This window comes from Promicromonospora sp. NPDC052451, assembly GCF_044547525.1.
Lineage (GTDB): Bacteria > Actinomycetota > Actinomycetes > Actinomycetales > Cellulomonadaceae > Promicromonospora.
Map to the genome: position 1 here is coordinate 66,466 of NZ_JBIUAP010000018.1, position 17,471 is coordinate 83,936.

Consider the following 17,471-nt stretch of genomic DNA (forward strand, 5'->3'; position numbering starts at 1 on the left):
ACGACGGACGGCACCCGGCGAAGGTAACGACGGGCACCGACCGGTCACAGCGGCACCACGAAGAACCTCCCCCAGGCGACGAACGCCGCGAGCGCCAGGTAACCCGCCGTCAGAAGCACGAGCCGGGGCTGACCGAGCCGACCGTGGGTGATCATCGCACCGACCATGAGCACCACCCAGCACAAGGCGGTCACCGGCACCAGGACGGGCGCGACGTCGAGCACCGCGGGCAGGACCAGGCCCACGGCCGCCAGCAGCTCGAGCACGCCGAGCGCCTTGACGAAGCCGGTGCTCGCGCGGGACGTCCAGCTCGCGGGGTGCGCGTCCAGCCTCGCCTTGGGGAAGAACGTCTTGCTGGTGCCGCCCAGCAGCGCCACCGCCGCCAGCAGCCCGGTGGCGATCCAGAGGGTCAGGTTCACGAGGCTTTTCTCCTTGGTCGGACGGGGCGCCGGCCGTGTCCGGCGCCGTCGACCCCCTCGACGAGACGGACCCTGCCCGACGTGACGACCAGCGGGAACGCGCGCTGCCCACCGCGACGGGCCGACCCGCAGCAGCGGGCACCACCCCGGCCGCAGCGCCTCAGCGCACCCGCTCGCCGGCCCCCTCGAGGCTCCGGACGGCCGTGGCGACGCCGTCCTCCTCGCGCATCGCCGCCGCCACGCGCCCGGCCTCCGCCCGGGCCCGGTCGTTCAGGGCGTGCTCCAGCGCAGCGGCGAGCCGGTCGGCCGTGAGCCGCTTCTGGGGCACCGGGGCCGGGCCGACCCCGAGCCGCTCGACCCGCCCGCCCCAGAACGGCTGGTCCGCGACGAACGGGCACACGACCTGCGGGGTCCCCGCCGCGAACGCGACGCCCGTGGTGCCCGCCCCGCCGTGGTGGACGACGGCGGCGACCCGGGGAAACAGTGCCCGGTAGTCCACGTCCGTGACGGCGTGGACGTGCTCCGGCAGGTCCGTGGTGTCCAGGCCGCCCCAGCCCGCACCGACCACCAGGCGACGGCCGGTGCGCCGCACCGCCTCCAGGACGGTGGCCGTGGTGGCCGCCGGATCGGCACCCGCCATCGACCCGAATCCCACGAACACGGGCTTCTCCCCCGCGGCCAGGAACGCCTCGGTGCCGGCGGGCAGCGGAGCCGGCGGCCCGGCCAGGGTCCAGTACCCGGTGAGCTCCGCCTCGCCGGGCCAGTCGGCCGGCCGCGGCAGCACCGCCGGGCTGATCGCGTGCAGCACGCGGGCGCGGCCGCCGTCGGCCACCCGGGTGGGGTCGTGCCGGCCGGGCCGGCGCGACAGGTGCAGCTCGTCCCGCCGCCAACGGTCCACGACGTAGCCGAACATGGTGGTGGTGCTGCGCATGCCGAGGAACGTGGCCCGGTTCAGCGCCCGGGGCAGGCGCCCCGCGACCTCGACCCCCGGCCAGGCGAACTCCCGGGTCGGCACGTACATCGGGATCGGCAGACCGAGCACGGCCGGGACGCCGAGGGCCTCGGCGACGTGCTGCCCGGCCACGATCTGCCCGTTGTGCACCACGAGGTCCGCGCCGGATGCCCGCGCCACCGCCCAGGAGTCCTCCAGCACCCTGGTGAACATCGCCGCCATGCGCGGCATGAGCGCCAGCCGGGCACGGATCCCGCCCTCCAGCACCGCCCCGGCCCCGTCACCGTCGAGGAGGCGCATCGGACCGTCGTCGACGCCGGCGAACGGCACGCCGTGGTCGCTGACGAACTGCTCGAACCGGTGGGGCGCCACCACGAGCGGCTCGTGCCCCGCCGCCACCAGACCCTGGGCCAGGGCGACGAACGGCTGCACGTCGCCACGGGTACCCAGGGTCATCACCAGGACCTTCATCGGGTCGCCTCCCCGTTCAGCACGCATGAAAACACGTGACCATGTTTGTTTTCACGACGCTAGCGCTCCGGGCACGGCGCGTCAACGCACTGTCCGTCCGGCCGGTAGAGTCTGGAAACAGGAATCACACGCGTTTTCAAGGGGTGACGACGATGCCGGTGGCGTTCAGCGAGGCCGAGCGCGCGCGGATCACCGCCTCGCTCCGGGAGTCCGGGCGGCGGCTGTTCGCCACCGAGGGCCTGCGCAAGACGTCCCTGGCGGCACTGGTGGCCGACGCCGGGATCGTGAAGTCCACCTTCTACACGTTCTTCGACTCCAAGGAGGCCCTCTACCTCGACCTCCTGCTCGAACAGGCCGGGCAGACCCGCCGCCGCACCATCGAGGAGGGCCTGCACCGCGGCACCGACGCGCGGGACGCCCTGCGCCGCTTCCTGCGCGCCTCGGTCACGATCCTGGAGGACGACCCGCTCTACCGCAGGCTCGTGACCCACCCCGACGAGATGGCGCTGGTCGTCGGCAGGGTCCGGCCCGAGGACGCACGGATGCCGGGTGACGAGCCCGCCCCGGTGGAGTTCGTCAACGAGCTCGCCGACTACGTCGCGGAACAGCAGGCGGCGGGCACGATCCGGGGCACCGACCCGGCCGTCGTCGTCGGCGCGCTGCGCGCGGTGCTGCTGCTGCCCCTGCACGCGGCCGAGTTCGGCGACCGGTACGCCGACGTCCTGGACCTCACCATCGAGTCGCTCACCGCGGGGCTCACCGCCGGCCGCGCTGAGGCCGGTGGCGGGCGCCACTGACCCCCGCGTGCCGACAAGGTAGGGTCTTACCCAGGGTGTGCCGGGAAGTCTGGTCGGCGTGGACCGGTCGACGGCTGGTCCGCTGCGCCGACCCCTCGAGGAGCCCCGTGCCCCACACCACCACCCTGCCCCAGCGCGTACGCACCTGGGTCTCCCGCGAGACCACCGGAGGCGCGCTGCTCATCGGAGCCGCGCTGCTGGCCCTGCTGTGGGCCAACTCGCCCTGGCGCGAGGCGTACACCGCGCTCTCCGAGACCGTCGTGGGCCCCGCCTGGATCGGGCCCCTGCACGTCCACCTCGACCTCTCGCTCGCGGCGTGGGCCGCCGACGGCCTGCTGGCGATCTTCTTCTTCGTGGTGGGCGTGGAGCTCAAGCACGAGTTCGTCGCCGGGAGCCTGCGCAACCCCAAGGAGGCCGGGGTGCCCATGGTGGCCGCGGTGGGCGGCATGGTGGTGCCCGCCGCGATCTACGTGGCGGTGCTGCTCGCCTTCGGCGACACCGGCGCCCTGCACGGCTGGGCCATCCCGACGGCGACCGACATCGCCTTCGCGGTCGGCGTGCTCGCGATCTTCGGCAGGGGCCTGCCCGTGGCCATCCGCACCTTCCTGCTGACCCTGGCCGTGGTGGACGACCTGCTGGCCATCGTCGTGATCGCCGTCTTCTACACCGAGCAGATCCACTGGTGGGCCCTGGCCGGCGCGCTGGTCTGCGTGGCGCTGTTCGCCTGGCACGTGCGCTCGCGCACGCCGCGCTGGTTCGTGCTGCTGCCTCTGGCGCTGGTCGCCTGGACACTCATGCACTCCTCCGGCGTGCACGCGACGATCGCGGGCGTGCTGCTCGGCTTCACCGTGCCCGCGATCGCCCGCCACGGCGAGACGACGTCGCGCACACACTCGTTCGAGCACACGGTCCGGCCGTTCTCCCAGGGTCTCGCGCTGCCGCTGTTCGCGTTCTTCGCGGCAGGCGTCACCCTGGTGGACGGCGACGGTGCGGGTGCCCTGATCGGCCAGCCGGTGGTGCTGGCCATCACGGCCGGGCTCGTGCTGGGCAAGCTGGCCGGGATCCTCGGCGCCACCGCCGCGATCACGCGGCTCACCCCGCTGCGCCTGCCCGACGGCATCGGGGTCCGCGACCTGCTGCCCGTCGGCTTCCTGGCCGGCATCGGCTTCACCGTGTCGCTGCTGATCAGCGAACTGTCCTTCACCGACTCGGAGCACGCCGACGGCGCGAAGATCGCCGTGCTGTGCGGGTCGGTCGTCGCGGCCCTGCTCGGCGCCGTCGCCCTGCGCTGGGACGCGCGGCGGGCCCGCTCGTCGGACATGAACCTCGACGGCCGGCCCGACCCCGTGGGCGGTTACATCGGCGACGCCGAGGACCGCGAGAGCCACTGAGCAGACCGTTGCCACGCCACAATGTTAGTGACTAACATTGTGGCGTGGTCACCCCTCGGTCCCTGCGCACCCGGGCTCGCATCCTCGACGCGGCGCTCGACCTCTTCGAGCGCCAGGGCTACGCCGCCACCACGGTGAACCAGATCGCGGACGCCGCCGGGGTCACCCCCATGACCTTCTTCCGGCACTTCCCCACCAAGGACGCAGTGCTGGTCACCGACCCCTATGACCCGCTCATCGCCGAGGCAGTGAGCGCCCAGCCGGTGCACCTGCCCCCGCTGGAGCGCACCCGGCTCGGCCTGCTCGCCGCGCTCGGCGACATCACCCCTACCGAGGACGCGACCGCCCGCCGGCGCGTGGCCCTGGTCGCGGCGTCGCCCGCGCTGCGCGCCGCCGTCGTCATCGGCACCGAGGCAACGCAGGAGGCGATCGTCCAACGCCTCGTGGCCGACGGCGTCACGCGACTGGACGCGAGCATCGCGGCCTCCGCGTGCCTGGCCGCCACCACCGCCGCCCTGCTGGCCTGGGCCACCGAGCCCGACGACGTCACGCTCGCCCACCTGGTCCGGCACGCGCTGGCCCAGCTCGCCCCGGCGGGAGCCGCGCGATGACCGCGCCGGCCCTCGTGCTCGACGGCGTCTCGCGCACCTTCGGCGGCCGGGTCGCCCTCGACGACCTCACCCTGCGGGTCGACGGCGGCCGGGTCACCGCCCTGATCGGCCTCAACGGCGCGGGCAAGACGACGGCGCTGCGCACGCTGGTCGGCCGCCTGCACCCAGGTCACGGTACGGCCCGGGTACTGGGCCACGACCCGGCCACGCTGCCCGCGGACGCCGCGGCGCGGTTCGGGCACGTCGTCGGCGCACCCCTGGTGTACCCGGAGCTGACCCTCACCGAGAACCTGCGCTGCGCTGCGCGCCTGCACGGGCTGGGCCGCACCGACGCCGCCGGCACGGCACGCGAGGCGGTCGACCGGCTGGGGCTCGCGCCCTGGCGGGACGCACGGGCCCGCGCGCTCTCGGCCGGTAACCTCCAGCGGCTCGGCATCGGGTGCGCGACGCTGCACCGCCCGGCCGCCCTCGTGCTCGACGAGCCGACCAGCGCGCTGGACCCGCAGGGCGTCGTCCTGGTGCGCGGCCTGATCCGGGACCTGGCCCGCGACGGCGCGGCCGTGCTGGTGTCGAGCCACCACCTGGACGAGGTGTCGCGCGTCGCGGACGAGATCGTGGTGCTGCACGCCGGGCGGGACGTGGGCCGGCTGGAGCCGGGCGGTGCCGACCTGGAGCAGCGCTTCTTCGCCATGGTGCTCGACGCGGACGCGCGCGCCGGGACCAGCCACGACACCGGGGCCCCGGCCGGCGGGACCGACCACGCGACCAGGACCGGGAGCCCCGCATGACCACACCCACCGTGCCGACCTCAGCCAGGCCCGCGCCTGCCGGGCCTGCGTCCCCGCTGCCCGCGGCCCTCGCCGTCGAAACCCTCAAGCTCGGCCGCTCGATCGTGGCCCGGCTGGCCACCGCGCTCCTGGCGGTGCTCGTCCCGGCGGCCGCCGTCGGCATGGTCGCGCTGGCCAGGTCGCCGCAGGCGGGCGGCCCCACGGCGGCCAAGCTCGCCGACTACGCCACCGGCGACCTGGCCACGACCCACCTGACGGTCTGCGCCCAGGTGTTGTCCGTCGCGGCGCTGGCCGCGGGCGGGTTCTTCGTCGCGTCGTCCTTCGGGCGCGAGCTCGAGAGCGGCACGGCCGGCGCGCTGTTCGGGCTCGCCGTCCCGCGCAGCACGACCGCCCTGGCGAAGTGCCTGGTCACGCTCGCCTGGACCACGGCGTCCGTGGTGCTGACCGTGGGCCTGTCGGTCGCCGCGTCGGCGGTGGTGACGGCGTCCTCGGGCGCCTCGTTCGGCGCCTGGCGGGAGGCCGGCATCGCAGTGGTCGCCGGGCTGCTGGGCGGCGGGCTGGCCCTGCCGTTCGCGTGGGTCGCCACCGTGGCACGCAGCCAGCTCGCGACGGTCGGGGCGCTGGTCGGCGTCGTCGCCCTCACCCAGATCGTGGTGCTGCTGGGCGGCGGCTCCTGGTTCCCGTACGCCGCGCCGTCCCTCTGGACGGGGATGGGCGGGCCCGACGCCGCGGCCGCCGTCGGCCTGCCGCACCTGCTCGTGGCGGCCGCCGTGGTGCCGCTCGCGGTGGGCGCAGTGGTGCGGGCGTGGCGGCGGCTGACCAACGTGTGAGGCGGGTGCAGGGGTCGCGTGCGTCACCGGCAGGTGTGCCGGGAAACGGCTGCGCTCAGGCCCGGAGACCCCAGAAGGCCAGGACCTGCGCCAGGCTCAGGACGACCGAGACGGCCGCCACGACGCCGGCGACGCGACACACGTCGCGACCCTCCGGACGCCCGAGCCGTTCCGCCCTGCGCCCGTACCACGCCGCGGCGCAGCACGGGACGACGAGCACCAGGAGCGCGGGCACGGTGGCCCGGAGCTCGACCACGGCGGGGAGGCCCGGGTTGCCGTCGGGGTGCCATCCCTGGGCCGTCAGCAGCACACCGCGCAGGAAGATCCCGAGCGCGAACGCCGCGGGTGCCAGCGCCAGGAGCACCCAGCCGGCACGCAGCATCCGCCGGGCCACGTAAGGAGCCACCGGCCGGGCCGGGGACGGGGAACGCACGGATCCCGACATGACGCCCGCCCTCCTGTCCGCTGCGCCGCGTCGCGCCGGCGCACTGCCAGGCTGCACGCCCCCACGACGCTCGCGGCAGGGCCAAGGACCATCGGCACACGGGACCTTCGGCCCGGTTCTGGTCCGCTCTGCGAGACGGCGGCATCTCGCGGGTGACTCGGCCGACCAGGACGACGGCGCCTGAGGTCTCCCCGTCCGGGCCGACGGCGTGACGGTCGGCAGCGCGAGGACCTGGCGGGAGAACGGCGGGGAGCTGACTGCTCCCCGCCGTGTTCTCTGGTCGGGCTGACTGGATTCGAACCAGCGACCCTCTGCTCCCAGGTGGGTGCATCGCCAACCCGTACCGGCAACCCGCGGGTTCGTGGTCGCCCTTCCGCTCTCACTGTTTCCACGGCCGGCGTTTCTGCAGGTGGCAGCGACTCACGTCTGTCTCTGGTGACTCTGGCCCGCGATGTGTGCGGGGTGAGAAATCACCCTCGTGAGCGCAAGCGTAGTCCGTTGGTGACGGTCAGCAGCGGCTGAATCCGTCGGGTTTCTGTCGGGGGTCGAGTACGGCCCGCACCCGCAAGGATCACGAAAGGCCACCCGGGGGTCTGACCGTCGTACGCTCGCTCACGGCATCGAGCGCGAGTGCTCATATGCGCGTTCGTCTCAGGTGTCCACGACGCAGCGCGATCAGCAGTGCTCCGCCGAGGCTCAGGCTGAACGCGACCGCCAGGAGAGAACCCACGCCCGACGCACCCGTCGCTGCCAGGACGCCGCCCGCAACCTCCGGCCGGTCGGCACCCGGCGACGCCGGAGCATCGGCTTCCGGGTCCTCCGTGCCGTCACCTGTCCCTGCAGCCAGCTGGTCGCCATCAGGACCCTTGCTTCCGGACCCACCAGGCTCGTCGGTCTCAGGCCCTTCGTTCTCAGGGCCCTCGGTCCCCGGAGCGCCGGACGGATCATCGGCGCCGGGCTCCTCGGTGCCCGGGTCCTCGGCGCCCGGGTCCTCGCTGCCCGGATCGTCGTCGGGCGCCTGGGTCACGTTCAGCGCAACCGGTTCGGACGGCCCGTAGGCGACCACGCCGGCCGGCGTCACCGGTGCGGCGCGATACTGCGCGCCCTCGTCGCCGATCCCCGCCTCGAAGGTCAGCACCGGTCCCGTGCGGCCCTCGACGACGGTGAACTCCTCCAGGCCCGGTGCCTTGCGCTCCCAGCGGTAGTCGGTCAGCACGGTCGTCGGCTCGACGTTCGCCGTGAGAGTCACGACATCGCCCTCGACGTAGGTGGTCTCGCCCGAGACGGTGACCTTCTGCCGTGCAGGAGAGCCGTGGTCGTCGACGTGGATCGTGCGGGTCTCAGAGATCACCGATGGTGTGACCGGGTCGGCGTAGTCCAGGACGGCTCGGAGCTCGACGCCGTCGAGCGCCTGCTCCGCGACCACGTCGTAGCGGTTGTCCTCGACTCCGGTCATCTGCGTCCACGCGTCCGACCCGGGCCACTTCCACTGCCACTGCAGGTCGTCGCCCGCCACGGGTTGGGGGTCCACGGTCAGCCCGAGACTGATCCGGTCTCCCTGGTGGTAGTGCCCGGAGAGGGTGCCGAACTCGAGGATCTGGGAGGTCAGGTCGTCGGTCACGTTCACCGTGTACTCGGGTGACTGCTGGGCGAGCGCGCCGTTGTTGTAGACGTCGAGGCGCAGCGTGCCGCCGTGGTGCTCCGCGAGACGGAGAGGCGGTCCGGTCATGGCGCCGGTCTGCTGCTGCTCGGTGCCCCAGAGCTCGGTCGACTCGCCCTGGGTGAACCGCCAGGTGTAGGTGAAGTCGTCTCCCGCGCGCTCGGGGTAGACAGTGGCGTCCATCGTGACGGTGCCGCCCTCGCGGTAGAGGTTGCGGTGGCCCGTGACGTTGAGCTCGCGGTGCCCGGTGGTGACGGTGTGGAAGCCGGAGCGGGCGATGGCGATGCCGTCCTTGACGATGCTCGCGGTCAGGGGCCCGTAGTACGGCTCCGTCTGGTCGGGGTTGACCTTGGAGCGGAGGCGGATCGTGGTCCGGTTCTCGTCCGGGTAGGTCGCTTCCCAGGACCACTCGCCGATCTCCGCGCCGAAGAAGGCACCGTACGGCAGGAAGCCCCAGGTGATCGACTCGCCCGGCCCGAGCTCGCGGCCGCTGAGGGTGTACTCGATGACGTCTCCGGGCAGCAGCGGGTCGTGATGTCCCTCGGTCACGGTGACGACGGGCGTGGCCCCCTGGTTCTCGACGACGATCGGCACCCACGGGGACTCCGCGAGGGTCGTCCGGGTGCCGGGATCGTAGACGGTGACGCTGATCTCGGTGTCGTCGGCGAGCGCGTCGAGCTCGCGCGTGAAGGACGTCGCGGTGGAGCCCTGCGGTATCACCGTCGAGTCGAAGCCCTGGGTGCGCAGCCGCCAGCGGAAGACCTGGTCCCCCTGGAGCGTGGCGCCCACCACAGTCGCGGTCATCGTGTCACCGGGCCGGTAGGAGTCCGCGACGCCGACGATGCCGAACTCGGCACCGGAGCCGTCCACCACCGTGACCTCGACCGGTTCCGAGGTCGAGCCGGTCGTGAAGTTAGCGACCACGGGTACGAACACCGCCGTCAGGGAGCGGGTCCCGACACCGAGGTCGGGCACCTCCAGCTCGGCCTCTCCCGTGTCGGACACCTCGGCGTGGCCGAGTGCCCTCGTGCCGTCGCGGAACTCGACGTACCCGTCCACCCCGGCAGGAGCCACCCGCGCGGACAGGGACAGCGGGCTGCCCTGGACGATCTCGGTCGCCGACGCCGTCAGCCCGGTCGTGGTCTCGACCGTCTCGGGCAGCCCACCGACGACGAACGTGTAGACCTCGCTGTCGGTGACCGGCTCGCCGCCGATCGTCGCGGTGCCCTCGACGGTCAGCCGGTAGGTCCCCGGGCGGGTGAAGGCCCAGTTGGCGTGCAGGTGGGTGCGGCCGACGGCGAACTGGGCGATGCCTTCGTCCGACGACCACATCCGGGTCAGCCCGGCGCCCGCACCTCGCCACACCTCGACCTGCCCGCCCTCCGGGGCCTCGACGGACGTGAGGCGGAAGGTCGTCGCGTTGTCGTCGACGCCACCGGACGGGACGGACTCGGTCGAGAACCCGGGCCAGAGCTGCGTGTACCCGTCGCCGCCGGACGGGTTGGACTCGGGCGCGATCCACGCGGTCTCCCCCGCGGGGCCGACGAACTCGTACCCGGCGGGGATGGTCTGCCGGGCCGCGTCGTCCACGTGGAACAGCGTCTGCGCGGGATCCAGGCGGGTGCCGTTGCCCTCCGGCAGGTCCGCCCGGGTGCCCAGCGTGAACCGCCCGTCGTCGAGGAACGTGGAGACCGCGTCGGTGTGCACCTTCTGCAGCACCCGGTACTCGGTCGGTCGCGGAGCGGGGCCCTCCGCGGCGTGCGCCGCGGCCACAGGGGCCGCGAGCGCGGCGGCGACGCCGACGGCGAGGGCTGCCGCGGTGCGCCGTCGCCGGCCGGCGCCGGTGCCACGCCGCAGTGGCGTCCGTGCGGCCTCCTCGGACCGGCGGCGGAGTGCCAGGGGGGTCATGGTGAAACCTCTCTCGTGCGGGTCGTCGCGCGGGCCACCGCGCCGTGCCGGGGTGCGAAGAGCCAGGCCAGGAGGAAGACGGCGGTCGCGACGAGCACGATCGTGCCGCCCACCGGGAGGTCCAGGCTCCACGACAGGTACAGGCCCACCAGGGCCGAGCCGCCGCCGATCGCCGGGCCGAGCAGCATCATCGGAGCGAGCCGGTCCGTCAGGAGCCGGGCCGCGGCCGCCGGGGTGACGAGCAGCGCGAGGACGAGCACGTTGCCGATGGTCTGCACCGAGATCACGATCGCGGCCGCCACCACGACGTACAGCAGCAGGTCGAGCCGTAGTACCGGCAGGCCGAGCGCCCGCGCAGTCTCGCGGTCGAGGCTGACGGCCACCAGCTCCTTGTGGAACAGGAACAGCACGGCCATGAGCACCAGCCCGACGACGACGGCGACGGTCACGTTCTCGTCGGGAATGCCGACGATGGAGCCGAACAGGAAGTCCTGGAGCGACCCCGCGTACCCGGGGGCGGCCGAGATGATCACGATGCCGAGTGCGAAGGCCGCGACGAAGAAGACGCCGATCACGGAGTCCTCGCGCAGCCGCCGGTTCTGCGCGAACAGCGCGACCAGCAGCGCCGTCGTCACGCCCGCGACGGCGCCGCCCAGCACGAGCGACCCCTGCAGCACGAACGCCACCGCGAGCCCGGGGAACACGGCGTGGGCCACGGCGTCGCCGATGAACGCCATGCCGCGCAGCACCACGTGCGTACCCACCACGCCGCACACCACGCTGGAGAGCACCGCCATGAGCAGGGCCTTGGGCAGGAACGCGAGGTCGGGGTTGAGCAGGTCGTTGACGAAGTCGACGGGCGAGATCATGCGCGTTCCTCTCCGTCCGGTCCGGCGTCCGGCTGAGCGTCCGGTCGAGCGTCGGGTGCGTCGTCCGACCGGGACCGTGCGACCCTGCCGATCGCTGCCAGGAGCGGGGAGCCCGCCGAGACCCCGAACGCCGCCATCCAGGGCTCGGGGCTGCCGAGCTCTGCCGGGGTGCCGGAGGCCACGACGGTGCGGTTCAGCAGGTACAGCCGGTCGGTGGCGTGCACCGCGCCGATCAGGTCGTGGTTCGTCATGACGACGGCTCTCTTCTCGCTCGCCAGCTCACGGAACAGGGTCGTGAGGTGTTCCTGCGTGGGCACGTCCAGGCCGGTGAACGGCTCGTCCAGCAGCAGGACCCGGGGGTCGAGCGCCAGGGCACGGGCGACGAGCACCCGTTGACGCTGCCCGCCCGAGAGCTCTCCGACGGGCCGACGGCGCAGGTCGGTCATCTCCACGCGGTCCAGGGCGCGGCGCACCTTCCGGAAGTCCTCGGCGCCGGCACTGCGCAGCCAGCCGATCCGTGCCACGCGCCCGGTCAGCACCGCCTCCTCGACCGTGGCCGGGAAGTCCCAGGCGAACTCGTGCCGTTGCGGCACGTAACCGATGTCGCCGGCGGCCGCGTGCCGCATTCGCCCGGCCCGCCGACGAGCCTCCCGCACGGCACTCCCCGCGACGCTGATCCGGCCCGACGACGGCACCAGGCCCAGCACGGCTCGCAGCAGGGTCGTCTTGCCGGCACCGTTCGGGCCGACCAGGCCGACCAGCTCCCCCTCGGACACACCGAGCCGGACGTTCTCGAGCACGCGGCGCCCGCCGAGCGCCACGGAGAGGTCGTCCACCTGGAGAACCGGCGGTGCCGCGGACGGCGCCGGCGCCGCGGACGTACCCGTGGCCGTGGCCGTCATCGCCCGGCCTCGGCGTCCTGGTCCGCGACCGCCCGTGCCCGCCGGGCGCGTACGGCACGCAGGACGAGGAACAGTACGAGGAGCAGGCCGGCGGGCACGGCCCACCAGAGCAGCGTGCTGCCGCCGTCCGACGCCCCGTCTGCCTGCGGGCCGTTCGGTGCCGGCGTCGCGCTCGCCGGGGCGGAGGCGGTCGCCGGCGCGCTCTCCGCCTCGGTCGAGGTCTGGTCCGACGGCTCGTCCGCGGGGTCGGCGCCCTCGGCCGCGAGGGCGAGCGCCTGATCCGGGTCGGCGTCGGCGCCGACGGCGAAGACGAGCGTGCTCTGGTCCTCGGCCTGCGTCCCGTCGGTCAGGTCGGCGAGCATCGTCACGTCGAGCAGGTAGGTACCGGGCTCGGTGAACACCCAGTTCGCGTGGACGTGGGTGTTCACCTCCATCCACAGCTCCTGCGGGAGGGGCTCGCCGGAGTCCCAGAGGACGTTCGGCGGTCCGGTCACACCCTCCTGCAGGAACACGAACACCTCCCCCGGGCCGTCCACCGCGTCGAGCCGGAGGGTCGCACCCTGGTCGATCGCGTCCACGATCGCGGGGTCCTGGGTGTTCCAGCCCAGCCAGGCGACGTCGGGTGCCTGCGTCTGCGGCACGACGTGCAGGGGTGTCCCGGGCTCGACGCCGAGGAACTCGAAGTCGGGGCTGTCCGGTGCCGGCAGGACGGCCGCGTCGCCGAGGTGCAGCACGGTCCGTGCGGGATCGCGCCAGACCGAGGGCACCTCGCGGTCGTCGCGCGCGAGCATGGTCCACTCCTCGTCGAGGAAGCGGGGGCCGATGTCGACGTGACCGTCCGTCACCACGGTCTCGTCGCCGACCACCGCCTCGCCGGACTCGACGGTCTGCTCGAGCGCGGGGTCGTCGGTGTCGGCAACCGCGACCGGTGCGGCGCCGGTGACCAGGGCTGCGGCCAGCGCTGCCACGCATGCGGCGGCCGCAGGGTTCCGCGTGGTCCGGGGTGTCATGGGTGCTCCTTCTACTCGCCGGCGCGGTGCGTCCGCCGTCCGGCGTCGAGGTACGGGGTGTCCGGTCATGTCAGGCACCGGCGCAGGCTGTCGGCGTTGGCGCGCATGAGGTCGATGTAGGTGGTGACGTGGTCGTCGAACGCGTCGGAGTAGATGTCGCAGACCCGTAGGTCGTTCTCGTGGGCCACCTCGGTGAGCACGGTGGACCGGGCCGCGAGGTTCGGCTCGAGGAAGACGGCGGGCACGTCCAGCGCCTGCACGGTCCGCGTGAGCTTGATGCGGTCGGCGACGCTGGGCTCGGTGGCGGGGTTCGGTGTCACGAACCCGGCCACCTCCACGTCGTACGCGCGGCCCAGGTAGGCGAAGGCGTCGTGCGTGGTGACGAGGTAGCTGTCGGAGCGTGGGATCCGCGCGATGGTGCGGTGCACGTAGGCGTCCGTCTCGCGCAGCAGGGCGAGATAGTCCTCCGCGTTGGCCCGGAACTGGTCCGCCCGGGCGGGGTCGGCCGCGACCAGGGTGTCCCGGATCGCCTGGACGTACGCCTGCGCGTTGCGCACGTCCTGCCACAGGTGGGGGTCGATCTCCCCGTGCACGTGCTTGCCCAGCACCGCCTGCGGCAGCAGGTAGACCTGGTCGCCCGGCCGCCCGAGGAAGCCGAACCCCGCCCCGGCCGGCACGGAGGCGAGCGCCTTGTTCGGCACGGAGACGACGGTCTCGGCGGGGTCCAGCGTCCGGGTGCGGGAGTCGGCGTGGTCGTGGCCCGTGTCCGGCTCGTGACCCGTGCCGTCGTCGCCGCTCTCGGCAGGCGCGGCGTCGGTGGCCGGGGCGTCGGCATGCAGCACGACGGCGCCGTCGTCGAGGTCCACGGCCACGTCGGCGTGCCCGGCGTCGAGTACCTCTGCGCCCTCCATGCCGGGCACCGAGTACGGGTCCACCCCGACGGCGAAGGTCAGCGTGGTCTCCCCCACGGTCTGCGGTCTCGCCTCCGGCTCGGTCACCAGCTCCGCGTCCATGGCCACCCGGTAGACGCCCGGCTCGGTGAACGCCCAGCTCATGTGCGTGTGCGCGTCGGTGGGCAGGGTCGCGGTGTCCCGGGCGTACCCGTCGGACGCGTCGAACCCGTCGCCCGAGTCGAAGTACACCCTCGGCCGGCCGAACGTCTCGGTGAGGTACCCGGCCATCCGGCCCGGACCGTCCGCGGCGGTCGCCCGCAGGCGGACCTCGGAGGCCCGGGACGCGCCGAGCTCGGTGCCCGCGCCACGCACCCGCAGGCCCAGCCAGACGGTGTCCAGGTTGACGTTCTCCACCAGCGGGATCACCTCGGCCGCGTACTTCGTGGCGGACTCCGCCAGCGAGACGTTCGGCGCGCCGTCCGGCAGGTTCGCGTCCAGGGTGGTGACCACGGCGTGCGCCTCCAGCAGCAGGTAGTTGCTGAAGGCCACGTCCGCGTAGACGATGTCACGCACGTCCCGCAGCGTCGGGTCGTAGGAGTGCGGGTCGCCCGTGGGCGGCACGATCGAGGTGACCTCCACGCCGTCGCCGGCCACGTTGCGCACCAGGTCCGCCAGGATCCCGGTCGTGGTCACCACGCGCAGCCGGTCGTCGTCCGAGGCGGCGTTCCCTCCCGACGCGCACCCGGTCAGGAGCAGAGCGGTGACCGCGGCCGCGCCGACCACGGCCTGCCGTCGACGCTGCCGCAGCGGTCGGGACGTCACGCCCGTGCCTGCCGACGTCGCGCGATCACGACGAGTGCCGCCCCGACCAGGACCAGCAGGACGGCGACCGCCACCGGGGCGGCCACGCTCGACCCGGTGCTCGCCAGGGCGTCGAGCTGGTCGTCCGTCAGGTCGCACTCCGCGCCCGAGGCCGTGCGGCCCACGTAGGTGGTCTTCGTCGTCGTGCCCGAGGTGTCACCGACGGAGAACCGGAGCGTCGCGCTGTCCGAGACGGTCCCGGCACCCTTGAGCCGCACCGACTGGCTGATCGTCACCGAGTAGACGCCCGGCTCGGTGAAGGCCCAGTTGGCGTGGACGTGCTGGTTGAGCGGCACGGTCATCGACCTCGGGAACCCGGCCATGGTGCCGAAGCTCTTGGCGCCCACGCCGCCGAACGTGCCGGTGGCGTACACGCCCAGCTCCCCGGGTCCGGTGACCCCGTCGAGCGTGAACGTGACGGGGCCGCTCGCCGCCTCGACCAGGCTGGGGTGCTGTGTGTTCCAGCCCAGCCACGGCACGCCGGACTCCTGGGCCTGGCCGATCGACCAGATCGTCGAGCCGACCTCGCCCAGGAACGCGAACGCCTCTCCCGCCGGTACCTCGTGCTCGGCCGCGTCGTCCAGGCGGAACGTCAGCGAGTCGGGGGCCACCCACGACGGGGGCTGCTCACGGTCGTCCTTCACCTGAGCGACAAGGCCGCCGTCCCGCACCATCGCACCGAAGTCGAAGTGGCCCGAGGTGACGCCACCCACCACCAGCGTGCCCACCTCCTGCGTGACCGGCTCGGGCAGGCACTGCTCGGGCTCGTCCCGTGCGGCGCCGCCGGACGGGGTCGACTTGTCGTCGGGGTTCCCGTCGTCCGCCGGAGGCACGTCCGGTCCGCCCGCGCCGGCTCCCGGCCCGTCACCGGGTGTGTTCCCGGGCTCGTCGCCGTCGGCCTGCCGCTCCCCCACCCGTACGTGGTAGTCGACGGCCGGGCCGGTGATGGTGCGCCCGTCGGCCGTCCGCAGGCGCGGCGTCACCTCCAGGTGGTAGTCGCCCTGCGCGGTGAACACCCAGTTCGTGTGCACGTGCGCGTTGGCGGCCACCGGGATGGTCCCGCCGTCCGACGTCGTCGTGTCCAGGTATCGGTTGACCGGCTGCCCGAACGCGTCGTTCTGAAACGTGAACACGTCACCCGGTCCGTCGACGTCGACCACGAGAGAGACCGGCCGACCCGAGGCCGGCGTGATGCCCGTGCCCGACAGCGAGGACAGCAGGCGCTCCGTGCTCCAACCCGCCCACGGCAGGTACTCCTGGTCCGCTCCCGTCTGAGAGCCGAGCCAGGCGGTCCTGCCGCCGTGCTCGCCGAGGAACGCCCAGGGCCCGGTGGCCGCGGGCAGCTCGACCCGGCCACGCGGGTCCTGGTAGGCGATCGTCACGTCGGACGGCGCCCGGAGCACGGAGCGGTCCGCGTGGATCCGGGTGTCGTCCTTGACCGATAGGCGCAGCCGCTCGGTCTGCTCGTCATAGGTGGTCTCGAACGCGTCGATGTGCCCGTGGTCCAGCACGAGCTCCCGGTCCTGGTCCGGATCCTGCGTGCCGGGATCGTTCGGGGTGGGGTCCGGGCTCGGGCTGGGTGTGGGGGTCGGGGTGGGCGTCGGCGTCGGGGTGGGCGTCGGAGTCGGTGTGGGGGTCGGCGTCGGCCCGGGGTCGGCCGCGACCGCGAGGGTCACCGGCTCGGACGTCCCGGCCACGCGCTCGCCGTCGAGCAGCACGGCGCGCACCCGGGCGCCGTCGTCCGCGAGCTCGAGGCTCCGCTCATAGGTGGCGGCGGCCTGCCCGGCCACCGGGGCGAACCTGTCGGAGCCGGCGGGCGCCACCTCCCAGCGATAGGTCGACAGCTCCGTGGCCGGGTCCTGGGTGGCGGTGAGCACCGCGGTGTCACCCTCGGTGTGGTCGGGGCGGTCCGCCGAGACGGTGACCGACGTCGTGACGGGCCGCTCGCCGACCCGCACGTGGTAGGTGGCCGGGTCGCCGGTCACCGTCCCGCCGTCCGAGGTCGCGAGCGACGGCGTCACGGTCAGCGTGTAGTCGCCCTCGGCGGTGTAGATCCAGTTGGTGTGGACGTGCGCGTTGGCCGCGACGCGGATGGTCCCGCCGGCGGAGGTCGTGGTGTCGACGTAGCGGTTGATCGGCTGCCCGAACGCGTCGTTCTGGAACGTGAACACGTCACCAGGCCCGTCCACGACGACGTCGAGCGACACCGGCTGCCCGGCGGCAGGCGTGATGCCGGATCCCGCCAGCGAGCCGAGCAGGCGCTCGGTGCTCCAGCCGGCCCACGGCGCGTAGTCCTGGTCGCTGCCGGTCTGTGAGCCGAGCCACGCCGTCCGCCCGCCGTACTCGCCGAGGAAGGCCCAGCCACCCTCGGCCGGGGGCAGCGTGGTCCGGCTCCGCGCGTCCTCGTAGGCCAGCGTCACCGACTCCGGCGCCCGGTGGACCGGCTCGCTGCTGTAGATGCGGGTGTCGTCCTTGACGGACAGCACCAGCCGTCCGCTGTCGGCGTCGTAGCTGGTCTCGAAGGCGTCGATGTGACCGTGGTCCAGCACGAACTCACGGTCCGTGGCCGCCTGCGCGGGCGCCGCCACGGACCCGGCCACGGGCACGACGAACGCCGCCAGGAGCGCGAGCACGCCACCGACGGCTGCGCTCACGCGTGGGAGC

The 17,471-nt window shown here is 73.6% G+C and carries 14 protein-coding genes; 5 read left to right on the plus strand and 9 right to left on the minus strand.

The window, feature by feature from the left end:
• Positions 1-44: 44 nt before the first annotated feature.
• Positions 45-419, minus strand: a complete 375-nt coding sequence (locus tag ACIG47_RS24190) for a DoxX family protein (protein ID WP_397433615.1) — start codon at positions 417-419, stop codon at positions 45-47.
• A 160-nt stretch (positions 420-579) separates the two neighbouring features.
• Entirely contained in the window at positions 580-1,842 is a 1,263-nt protein-coding gene (locus ACIG47_RS24195) for a glycosyltransferase (RefSeq protein WP_397433616.1), read from the minus strand.
• Between the two features lie 152 nt (positions 1,843-1,994).
• On the opposite strand from ACIG47_RS24195, the gene ACIG47_RS24200 reads away from it, so the two are divergent.
• From ACIG47_RS24200 to ACIG47_RS24220, 5 genes are all read left to right on the plus strand, one after another.
• The gene (locus tag ACIG47_RS24200) at positions 1,995-2,639 is read left to right on the plus strand and encodes a TetR/AcrR family transcriptional regulator (protein ID WP_397433617.1); all 645 of its coding nucleotides are present in this window, start codon (positions 1,995-1,997) and stop codon (positions 2,637-2,639) included.
• A gap of 107 nt (positions 2,640-2,746) precedes the next feature.
• Positions 2,747-4,030: a Na+/H+ antiporter NhaA gene (nhaA, locus tag ACIG47_RS24205; RefSeq protein ID WP_397433618.1), complete on the plus strand. Its 1,284-nt coding sequence runs from the start codon at positions 2,747-2,749 to the stop codon at positions 4,028-4,030.
• Between the two features lie 44 nt (positions 4,031-4,074).
• Positions 4,075-4,641 (plus strand): TetR/AcrR family transcriptional regulator, encoded by a 567-nt coding sequence (locus tag ACIG47_RS24210; protein ID WP_397433620.1) that lies wholly within the window; start codon positions 4,075-4,077, stop codon positions 4,639-4,641.
• Complete coding sequence (locus ACIG47_RS24215; RefSeq protein WP_397433621.1) at positions 4,638-5,429, plus strand: ABC transporter ATP-binding protein; 792 nt, start codon at positions 4,638-4,640, stop codon at positions 5,427-5,429. Before ACIG47_RS24210 ends, ACIG47_RS24215 begins: the two co-directional genes overlap by 4 nt.
• Positions 5,426-6,259 (plus strand): ABC transporter permease, encoded by an 834-nt coding sequence (locus ACIG47_RS24220; RefSeq protein ID WP_397433623.1) that lies wholly within the window; start codon positions 5,426-5,428, stop codon positions 6,257-6,259. Before ACIG47_RS24215 ends, ACIG47_RS24220 begins: the two co-directional genes overlap by 4 nt.
• A 55-nt stretch (positions 6,260-6,314) precedes the next feature.
• Here ACIG47_RS24220 and ACIG47_RS24225 read toward each other — a convergent pair whose 3' ends face one another.
• The 7 genes from ACIG47_RS24225 to ACIG47_RS24255 form a co-directional block, all read right to left on the minus strand.
• Positions 6,315-6,704: a hypothetical protein gene (locus ACIG47_RS24225; protein ID WP_397433624.1), complete on the minus strand. Its 390-nt coding sequence runs from the start codon at positions 6,702-6,704 to the stop codon at positions 6,315-6,317.
• A 634-nt stretch (positions 6,705-7,338) separates the two neighbouring features.
• Complete coding sequence (locus ACIG47_RS24230; RefSeq protein ID WP_397433625.1) at positions 7,339-10,272, minus strand: choice-of-anchor M domain-containing protein; 2,934 nt, start codon at positions 10,270-10,272, stop codon at positions 7,339-7,341.
• A complete protein-coding gene (locus ACIG47_RS24235; protein WP_397433626.1) occupies positions 10,269-11,141 on the minus strand; it encodes an anchored repeat-type ABC transporter permease subunit in 873 nt (290 codons plus the stop codon). Before ACIG47_RS24235 ends, ACIG47_RS24230 begins: the two co-directional genes overlap by 4 nt.
• Positions 11,138-12,043 carry an anchored repeat-type ABC transporter ATP-binding subunit gene (locus ACIG47_RS24240; RefSeq protein ID WP_397433627.1) on the minus strand — a complete coding sequence of 302 codons (906 nt, stop codon included), beginning with the start codon at positions 12,041-12,043 and terminating at the stop codon, positions 11,138-11,140. Before ACIG47_RS24240 ends, ACIG47_RS24235 begins: the two co-directional genes overlap by 4 nt.
• On the minus strand, positions 12,040-13,053 hold the full coding sequence (locus tag ACIG47_RS24245; RefSeq protein WP_397433629.1) for a choice-of-anchor M domain-containing protein: 1,014 nt from the start codon (positions 13,051-13,053) through the stop codon (positions 12,040-12,042). The genes ACIG47_RS24240 and ACIG47_RS24245 overlap by 4 nt, the downstream gene beginning before the upstream one ends.
• A gap of 65 nt (positions 13,054-13,118) precedes the next feature.
• Positions 13,119-14,768 (minus strand): anchored repeat ABC transporter, substrate-binding protein, encoded by a 1,650-nt coding sequence (locus ACIG47_RS24250; protein WP_397433630.1) that lies wholly within the window; start codon positions 14,766-14,768, stop codon positions 13,119-13,121.
• Positions 14,765-17,461 (minus strand): TIGR03773 family transporter-associated surface protein, encoded by a 2,697-nt coding sequence (locus ACIG47_RS24255; RefSeq protein WP_397433631.1) that lies wholly within the window; start codon positions 17,459-17,461, stop codon positions 14,765-14,767. The genes ACIG47_RS24250 and ACIG47_RS24255 overlap by 4 nt, the downstream gene beginning before the upstream one ends.
• Positions 17,462-17,471 lie beyond the last annotated feature (10 nt).